This window comes from Novosphingobium sp. 11B (genome assembly GCF_054589055.1).
The window spans coordinates 25000-31758 of sequence record NZ_BAAILP010000136.1 but is presented as its reverse complement, the minus strand read 5'-3'; the positions used below and the strand labels follow the sequence as shown (position 1 = coordinate 31758).

The following is a 6759-nucleotide window of genomic DNA, read 5'->3' as shown; positions in this document are numbered from 1 at the left end:
CGGACCTGATCCGGGACCGGTGGCTATCTTTAGGCACAACCTCGCTGCCGGCGCCGCAAGATGGGCTGTTCACGGCCAGCGGTCCCGGATCAGGTCCGGGACGACGCCATTATGCCAGCGCCTTGTCGAGCATCTGCGCCAGACGCAGCCCCGCCCGCTCGATGCGTTCATCGACGATCGGAATCGTCTGTTCGATCGCAGCGTTGGTCCAGACGATCTTCTGCGGCTCCTTGACGTCACAGGGTAGCTTGCCGCCGAACGCCAGCGGATAGAGCACGTCGCGGCTGATCTCGTAGCTCTCGCGGGTCCAGTCTTCCAGCGTGCCGGTCGCCAGCCGCGCCTTTTCGGCCGCGCTGTAGACGCGCACCAGCGGCGGGCGGGCGGAGGTGATCGCGCGCTCGGCCAGCGTCGTGTCCCAGATCGAGTGCAGGTTGCGGCCCGGCGCGTCGCCGTAATCGGCCTTCACCGCGTTGCCGCCCTGGTCCTCGTTCTCGCCGATATGCAGCGGCTGGTGAATGTCGCCGACGAAGTGGACGAGGAAGACCAGCGCTTCGAGCCGCAGCACCGGCGCCAGCTTGTGGTTGGCCAGCAGCTTCTCGTCGCGCTCGATCTGCGCGGTGGCGCACATGCCGTCGCGGCACAGTTGCTTGAGGTCGAAAGTCCCGCAGACCGGCTGGTCGTGGTAGTGCCAGGAATTCTGGTAGGCCCAGCGCCAACGCTCGCCCTTGATGCAGTCGGGCCAGGTCGCGGCGTCCTCGATCGTGCGCATCGAGCACTTGGGCGTGTCCATCTCGCGCTCGTGGGCGAGCAGCTTGCGGATGGCGACGCGGGTGGCAGGGCGAACGTTGGCCATGGCGATGCCCGCCACGGTTCGGTGCCCCATCGCGCCCCAGGCGAAGGCCGGGCTGGATACGATCGTCGCAAGAGCGGCTAGGAGAAGGAGAACTTTGCGCATCATCAGGCCACCGGGTGCTCGTACTGTTCGATGACCCAGTCCTCCGCCTCGGCGGCGGCGATCCAGGCCTGCATCCATTCGTGCTCCCACACCGCCTGCATGTAGGCCTGCGCGAAGCCGGGCACGCCGATGCCGTACGTCAGGAAGCGGCTGACGACGGGGGCGTAGAACACGTCCGCCGCGCCGAAGGTGCCGAACAGGAACGGCCCGCCCTTGCCGAACCGCGCCCGCGCCTCGGCCCAGAGGGTGAGGATGCGCACGATGTCGGTGCGGGTCTCGTCCTCCAGCCCCGGCAGTTCGACGCGCGAGCGGATGTTCATCGGGCAATTGCGGCGCAGCGACAGGTAGCCGGAGTGCATCTCCGCCACCATCGATCGCGCCATGGCGCGCGCCGCGTCGTCCTTGGGCCAGAAGCGATCGCGGCCGACCTTGTCGGCAAGATAATCGACGATGGCGAGCGAATCCCACACCACCGCCTCGCCATCCCACAGGATCGGCACTTTGCCGTGGCTGGGGGCAAGGTCGTCGGAGGACTTCTTGAAGGCTTCCCATTCCTCGCCGAACAGGGGGACGGTGATCTCGTCGAAATGCAGGCCCGACTGTTTGCAGGCAAGCCAGCCGCGCAGCGACCAGCTGGAATAGTTCTTGTTGCCGATGATGAGCTTCACGGGACGGCGTTCCTCGGGATGGCTGAACAAGCGGCCTAGTGGCTGGGGGGCGCTGTGTCGAGGTGAAGAAAAGGCCCACCCCAGCCCCTCCCGCAAGCGGGAGGGGAGAAGATGCGCAAAGCCCTCCCGCATGCGGGAGGGCCGGGAGGCTTGGCAGCTTGCCTGCCTAGCCGGACGGGGTGGGTATCAGCCCGCCCTCAGAACGCCCGCGTGATCATGTAGAACAGCGCACCCACCGCCGCGCTGGCGGGGATGGTCACGAACCATGCCACGATGACCCGGCTCGCCACCGACCAGCGCACAGCACTCGACCGCCGCGCCGCGCCGGTGCCGACAATGGAGCCGGTGATGGCGTGCGTGGTCGAGACCGGAATGCCCAGCGCCGATGCCCCGAACACCACGATGGAGCCCGCCGTGGAAGCACAGAACCCCGAGTGGTGATTGAGCTTGGTCAGCTTGGAGCCCATCGTCTTGATGATCTTCCAACCGCCCGAAAGCGTGCCCAGCGAAATCGCCAGGTAGCACGACAGCACCACCCAGTGGGGCACATGGAAGCCCCCGGACATGTGCCCGGTCGAGTAGAGCAGCACGGCGATGATGCCCATCGTCTTCTGCGCATCGTTGCCGCCATGGCTGATCGAGTAGGCCGCGCTGGAGAGCAGGTGGAGGCTCTTGAAGATGCCGTTCGACTGGCGTGGGGACGTGCCCTTGAACAGCCAGCTGGTCAGCAGCATCAGCGCCATCGCGATGACGAAGCCGAGCACCGGGGAAACGAAGATCGCGGCGATGGTCTTCACCGTACCCGAGCTTTCGACCACCGCGAAGCCGCCGTGCGCAATGCCGGCGCCCAGCAGGCCGCCGATCAGCGCGTGGCTGGAACTGGAAGGAATGCCCTTGATCCAGGTCAGCACGTTCCAGAACATCGCCCCCACCAAGGCACCGAACACCACGGCCGGGGTGACGGCATCGACGTTGATGATGCCCTTGCCCACCGTCTCGGCGACGTGGAGGCCGACGAAGAAGTAGGCGAGGAAGTTGCCGGCGGCGGCGAACAGCACCGCGAAGACCGGCGAGAGCAGCCGCGTCGCCACCACCGTCGCGATGGCGTTGGCGGCATCGTGCAGCCCGTTGAGGAAGTCGAACGCCAGCGCGAGCGCGACGAGGCCGATCAGCAGCGGCAGGGCAAGGCTGTGGTCCATGGTCGGGCCTTTACGAGTGGTCGATGACCAGCCCGTCGATCTCGTTCGCGAGGTCCTCGAAACGATCGACCACGCGCTCGAGGCGCTTGAACATCTCCTGCCGCACGAAGAAGTGCATCGGGTTGGTCAGGTCCGCCTTGAACAGGCGCTTGAGGCCGGCCGCGTGGATTTCATCGGCATGGCCTTCCATGCGCACGAGGCGCTCGGTCAGTTCGTGGAGGCGGTGGCCGTTGTCGCCAATCTTGCGCAGCAGCGGGATCGCCTCGGCGGTCAGGCGTGCGGCATCGACGATGATCGCGGCCATGTCGATCATCTCCGGCTCGAACTCGCTCACCTCGTAGAGATCGCAGGCGTTGGCCGTCTGCTGCATCTCGTCGATGGCATCGTCCATCGTGTTGATGAGGCTGGTGATGGCCGAGCGGTCGAACGGCGTCAGGAAGCTGCGGCGCACCGTCTGGAGCACTTCGCGGGTTATGTCGTCGGCGTCGTGCTCGCGCTCGGCGATCTCGCGGATGTGCTGGGCGCGGCCCGGGCCGCCCTGCGCCAGACGGGCGAGCGCGTCGGCGCCGGCCACCAGCGTGGCGGCCTGCTTCTCGAACAGGTCGAAGAAGTTGCCCTGCTCGGGCAGCAGCTTCTGGAACCAGGCGAACATGGCATTGACCCCTGTCTTGCTTGCCACCGTGTCCACGGCTGCGCCCAGGAAGCGCGCGGGACTGGCAGCGGCGCGGAATTCTCGCGCGCCGAAGGAACGTATGAGGGCGCGAAGGTCCTCTTCGTCGACCGCCCTAGCCGCTTCCTCCAGCGAGAACCAGCGCCGTTCGCGCTGGTGCTGCTCGTCCCATGTGGAAAGCTCTTCGGTGACCGCGAACGGATAGACATCGACGTCCGCCCATACCGAGGCGCCCGAATTGCGCTGCTTGCGGTAGCGGTAGGAGCCCAGCGGCACTGGACAGGTCGCGCCCAGCACGCCTGCTTCCTCTTCCGCTTCCTTCGAGGCGGCCGCGTGCGGTTGCAGGCCCTTCATCAGCCCGCCCTTGGGAATCACCCAGCGGCGAGTGCTGCGCGAGGTGATGAGCAGTATCTGGATCGGCGCGTCGACGGCGGGACCGACGGTGCGGTAAGGAAGAACGGCAATCTGGCGCATATGGGCGAGATTCCTTTCATCCCTCGACGCGTGAAGCTGCGCCCCATAGGGGACGGCGCGCCGTCATGCAAATGTCACAAATAGAGACGCGGTCTCAATTGTGGACTCCAATGATGAAAGGATGATTTCCGCAACGCTACGCGGCCGGCGCTTGCGTCGTCCCGGACCCGATCCGGGACCGCTGGGTACTCTTGAGGCGAGAGCTTGCGATGGGCCACTGCGGCGCTGCGCGACATATCTAGGTCGAGCAGCTTTGCCAGCGATCGCGGCATTCGCCGGGATGACGATTGGGCACTCCCCAATCCCACCCCGGACTTCCCAACCTCGCTCAGGCTGAGCTTGTCGAAGCCCCGCCGCGCGCGGAAGTGGTTCAGAGTTCCGAATCGCCCAGCACGGCAGCGCGCAGTTCCTCGATCCCAAGGCCCTTTTCGGAACTGGTGACGTGGACCACCGGGAACGCGGCGGGATGCTTGCGCGCCTCGGCGATGGTGGCGGCGTGGACCGCTTCCAGTTCGCTGGCCTTGATCTTGTCCGCCTTGGTCAGGACGAGGCGATAGCCCACCGCCGCCTGATCCAGCATCTCCATCATGTCGAGATCGACCTGCTTCACGCCGTGGCGCGAATCGATCAGCACCAGCGTGCGCTTGAGCTCCACGCGCCCGCGCAGGTAGTCGCGCACCAGACGGCGCCAGGTCTCGACAACCTTGGGCGGCGCCTTGGCGAAGCCGTAGCCCGGCATGTCGACGAGACGGAACTTGAGCGGCTCGGCCACGTCGAAGAAGTTCAGCTCCTGCGTGCGACCCGGCGTCACCGAAGTACGCGCGATCGCCTTGCGGCCGACCAGTGCGTTCAGCAGCGAGGACTTGCCCACGTTCGACCGGCCCGCAAAGGCGATCTCCGGCGCATCGGGATCGGGCAGGAACTGCAGCGACGGTGCCGACTTCAGGAACGTCACCGGTCCCGAGAACAGCTTGCGCGCGCGCTCCGTCAGTTCTGCCATTTCTTCATTCACGCGATCATCACTCACTTTGTACGGGCCGCCGCGCGTGCCTTGTCGGCCGCGTCCTTCTCGGCTTGCGCCTTGAGCTGCGGATGGCGGCTGTAGAGGAACTTCTGCTGCGCGATGGTCAGGATGTTGGAGGTGATCCAGTAGACCAGCAGGCCCGAGGCGAAAGGCGCCATCACGAACATCATGAACCACGGCATCAGCTTGAACACCTGCTGCTGCGCCGGGTCCATCTGGGCCGGGTTGAGCTGGAACTGCAGGTACATCGTCGCGCCGAGCAGCAGGGCGAGCAGGCCGATCGCCAGGAAGCTGGGCGGATCGAAGGGCAGCAGGCCGAACAGGTTCAGGATGTGCAGCGGATCGGGCGCGGACAAGTCCTTGATCCACAGCACGAAGGGCTGGTGGCGCATCTCGATGGCCAGGATCAGCGTCTTATAGAGCGCGAAGAACACCGGGATCTGCAGGAACATCGGCAGACAGCCTGCGAGGGGATTGACCTTCTCCTGCTTGTAGAGGGCCATGATCTCCTGCTGCTGCTTCTGCTTGTCGTCCTTGTAGCGCTCCTGGATCGCCTTCATCTTCGGCTGGATCGCGCGCATCGCCGCCATCGAGGCGAACTGGCGCTGGGCGACCGGGAACATCATGCCGCGCACGATGAGGGTCAGCAGGATGATGGCGACGCCGAAGTTGCCGACAAGGCTGAACAGCTTGGTGAGCAGCCAGAAGATCGGCTTCTCGAACCAGCGGAACCAGCCCCAGTCGATCGCGAGGCCGAAGTTGGCGATGCCCTGCGCCTCGTAGGCGTCAAGCACCTTGTGCTCCTTGGCGCCCGCGAAGATCTTGGTCGTCACGCTCTGGCGCGTGCGCGGCTGGATCACTGCCTGATCGTATACCACGTCGGCGCGGAAGATCTGGTTGCCGAGCGAACGGAACGTGCTCTCCGCCTTCGCGCCCACGGGAATGAGGGCCGACATCCAGTAGATGTCGGTGAAGCCGATCCAGTCGGTGCGGCCCGCTTCGTTGACGGTGCCGGCTTCGGCCACGTCCTTGTAGTTGGTGCCGAAGGTCACCGAACCGTCGAAGGCGCCGATCGGCCCCGAATGGACGTTCCAGGTATCGAGGCTTGCAGTCTTCTCGGTACGGTTGACGAGCGCGAAGGGCTTGACCGAAACCGCGCCGCCGCCCGCGTTCTCGACGGTCTGCTGCGCGGTGATCATGTAGTTCTGGTCGATCGAGTACGTGATCGCGAAGCGCTGGCCGGTGGGGTTCGCCCAAGTCAGGGTCACCGGGGTGGTCGGGGTCAGCGTGGCGTTCGCGGGCGCGGTCCAGACGGTCGAGGCGGTCGGCGCGGCGACGCCGCCCTCACCCAGCCAGCCGACCTGTGCAAACTGCTGCGCGGGAGTCCCCGCGGGCGAGAAGATGCGGACCGGGCCGGAATTCTTCTCGACCGTTTCGCGGTGGCGATTGATCACGAGGTCGTCGACGATCGCGCCGGTCAGGTTGATAGAGCCCGAGAGGCCGGGCGCGGAAATCTTCACGCGGCCCGGAGCAGCCAGCTCGGTCTTGAGGTCGGTAGCTTCCAGCGTGCGGTCGGCGGCATCCATCAGGCCACCTTCGCGCGTCGGCTTGGTGGGACTGGAGGCGTTCTTGGCGCCGCCGGACTCGACGATCTGCGTCGGGGTCTTGGCCTGCGGATAGAAATAGCCGACCCCGGCCTCCCAGCCGAAGAGCACGAGCGCGGTCAGTACGACCGCAAGGATGATGTTACGCTGGTTTTCCACGAAAGC

At 65.8% G+C, this 6759-nt stretch carries 6 protein-coding genes; all 6 read right to left on the bottom strand.

Going from position 1 to position 6759, the window contains the following annotated elements; translation table 11 throughout:
• Positions 1 to 109: 109 nt before the first annotated feature.
• A complete protein-coding gene (locus tag ACYPYD_RS12525) occupies positions 110 to 958 on the bottom strand; it encodes a S1/P1 nuclease (RefSeq protein ID WP_459663421.1) in 849 nt (282 codons plus the stop codon).
• Positions 958 to 1623 (bottom strand): glutathione S-transferase family protein, encoded by a 666-nt coding sequence (locus ACYPYD_RS12520; RefSeq protein WP_459663420.1) that lies wholly within the window; start codon positions 1621 to 1623, stop codon positions 958 to 960. The genes ACYPYD_RS12525 and ACYPYD_RS12520 overlap by 1 nt, the downstream gene beginning before the upstream one ends.
• 197 nt (positions 1624 to 1820) lie before the next feature.
• On the bottom strand, positions 1821 to 2822 hold the full coding sequence (locus ACYPYD_RS12515; protein ID WP_459663418.1) for an inorganic phosphate transporter: 1002 nt from the start codon (positions 2820 to 2822) through the stop codon (positions 1821 to 1823).
• 10 nt (positions 2823 to 2832) lie between these two features.
• Positions 2833 to 3966, bottom strand: coding sequence for a DUF47 family protein (locus ACYPYD_RS12510; protein WP_459663415.1), 1134 nt, complete (start codon positions 3964 to 3966; stop codon positions 2833 to 2835).
• Between the two features lie 370 nt (positions 3967 to 4336).
• Positions 4337 to 4966, bottom strand: coding sequence for a ribosome biogenesis GTP-binding protein YihA/YsxC (gene yihA / locus ACYPYD_RS12505; protein WP_008831758.1), 630 nt, complete (start codon positions 4964 to 4966; stop codon positions 4337 to 4339).
• Between the two features lie 23 nt (positions 4967 to 4989).
• The gene (gene yidC, locus ACYPYD_RS12500) at positions 4990 to 6753 is read right to left on the bottom strand and encodes a membrane protein insertase YidC (protein WP_008831759.1); all 1764 of its coding nucleotides are present in this window, start codon (positions 6751 to 6753) and stop codon (positions 4990 to 4992) included.
• Positions 6754 to 6759: the final 6 nt, after the last annotated feature.

Coding starts and splice junctions, on each gene's coding strand:
- yihA (WP_008831758.1), bottom strand. CDS start 4,966: ATGGCAGAACTGACGGAGCGCGCGCGCAAGCTGTTCTCGGGACCGGTG.
- ACYPYD_RS12510 (WP_459663415.1), bottom strand. CDS start 3,966: ATGCGCCAGATTGCCGTTCTTCCTTACCGCACCGTCGGTCCCGCCGTC.
- ACYPYD_RS12525 (WP_459663421.1), bottom strand. CDS start 958: ATGATGCGCAAAGTTCTCCTTCTCCTAGCCGCTCTTGCGACGATCGTA.
- ACYPYD_RS12515 (WP_459663418.1), bottom strand. CDS start 2,822: ATGGACCACAGCCTTGCCCTGCCGCTGCTGATCGGCCTCGTCGCGCTC.